Origin of the sequence: Streptomyces sp. NPDC093586 (genome assembly GCF_044764905.1) — a bacterium.
Classification (GTDB): domain Bacteria; phylum Actinomycetota; class Actinomycetes; order Streptomycetales; family Streptomycetaceae; genus Streptomyces.
In genome coordinates this window covers 1-1,640 of record NZ_JBIWJA010000105.1, presented here as the reverse complement: position 1 = coordinate 1,640, position 1,640 = coordinate 1, and the positions used below count along the sequence as shown (strand labels likewise).

At 73.5% G+C, this 1,640-nt stretch carries 2 protein-coding genes; both read right to left on the bottom strand.

The features are described 5' to 3' along the window. The coding region (locus ACIRFH_RS36610; RefSeq protein WP_403530923.1) for a sigma factor at positions 1–119 on the bottom strand (119 nt) is incomplete at its 3' end. Continuing rightward, complete coding sequence (locus tag ACIRFH_RS36605) at positions 116–1,321, bottom strand: NAD(P)/FAD-dependent oxidoreductase (RefSeq protein ID WP_403530921.1); 1,206 nt, start codon at positions 1,319–1,321, stop codon at positions 116–118. The genes ACIRFH_RS36610 and ACIRFH_RS36605, both read right to left, overlap by 4 nt. Positions 1,322–1,640: the final 319 nt, after the last annotated feature.

Sequence of the window (1,640 nt, the reverse complement as noted above, 5' to 3'; positions counted from 1 at the left end):
TCCTGGACCGCGTCCTCGGCGTCGGCCGCACTGCCGAGGACGCGGTAGGCCACGGAGAACAGCAGTCGCCGGTGCTCGTGGAAGACCTGCTGGTCGGGATGGGTGGACAGGTCGGTCACTTGGTCCCCCGGATCCGGGTGAAGCGGCCCCCGCGGGGCCAGAACGCGCCCGAGGCGGGCATCTTCTTCATACGTCCGTAGGTCGGCCAGGGCGAGGCGGTCACCGTCTCCTTGTACCGGACGGCCGTGCGACCCGTCAGGCAGATCCGCCGGGGGCTGTCGTCGGGCCGGGTGAACTGCACCACAGCGTCGTGCCGTCCCAGGCTCACCGGTGTGTGGTAGTAGCCGAAGCGGAACGGCTTGGGCTGCTTGCCCCTCAGCACCCGGTCGATCGACAGCGCGGCGTGCACCCCGGTCGGCATGCCGCCCTGGCAGGTGCCGTGCATGACGCCGTACCCCTGGCGGACGGCGGCCGCGTCGCCGACCGCGTACACCTCGGGGTGGGACACCGACCGCAGCGCCGTGTCGGTGACGACGCGTCCGCGCTCGTCGACGGTCAGTCCGGCGGCGGCCGCCAGCGGCGAGACCCGCGTGCCGCTCGTCCACAGGACCGCGTCGGCGGCGATGCTCTCCCCGCCCGCCAGTTCCACCGCGTCGGGCAGCACCTTCACCACCTCGACGCCGGCGCGCACCCGGACGCCGAGGCGGGCGAGCGCGGCGTGCAGATACGCCTTGGCCTTCGGGTTCATGGCCGCACCGGGCTCCTGCCTGCCCAGCAGCACCACGCTCAGCCGCGGGTACCGCTCGGCGATCTCCGCGGCCGACTCGATGCCGGTCAGCCCGCTGCCCGCGACCACCACCGTGCCGCCGTCGAGCCGCGCCAGCCGGTCGGCCAGCAACTCGGCGTCCTGGACGCTGCTCAGGGTGTACGCGTGGTCCTCGGCCCCCGGCACCGCCGAGGTGTCGGCGACGCCGCCCAGCCCGTACACCAGCGTGTCGTAGGACAGCACCCGGTCGTCGTCGATCCGTACGCTCTTCGCGTCCGCGTCCACCGCCGTCACCCAGCCGCGCACGAACCGCGCGCCCGTGCCCTCCAGCAGCTCGGGGATGCTCAGCTCGGCGGTCCGCTGCCCGGTCGCCGTCGCGTGGAGCCGCATGCGCTCGGTGAACCGCTCCTGCGCGTTCACCAGGGTCACCCGCACCCCTTCGCGCCGCTGTACCCGGGCCGCGAGCTGGACGGCCGCGGCCATGCCCGCGTACCCCGCCCCCAGGATCACCACGTGGTGCGCGGTCACCGTGCCGGTCTCGCGCTGTGTGCTCATCGTCCCGTCCTCCTCGGCTCGCCTGCTGACACCCACCAGATGGGAGCAGGCGACCCGAACGTGACACGGCTCCGATGTGATGCGCACCACAGTCGGGCTCGGCGGCGGACTCGAGTCGTGCGGCCGCCACGTACCGGCTCCGCCACCCGTCCGCAGGAACCGGCACGGCCCCGCTCCCTGCCCTGCGGGCGAGGGAGCGGGGCCGGCGGGGTGGCTTCCGTATCGGGGCTAGGGGGGTCCCAGCTCGGTGAGCAGGGTCTTGTAGGCGTCCGGGTGTTGTTCTCGCAGGATCTCCAGCCACACCCGGGCTCCTTGGACG

What these genes read in the sequence shown, in the direction of transcription:
- ACIRFH_RS36605 (WP_403530921.1), bottom strand. Translation starts at nt 1,321, where the DNA reads ATGAGCACACAGCGCGAGACCGGCACGGTGACCGCGCACCACGTGGTG.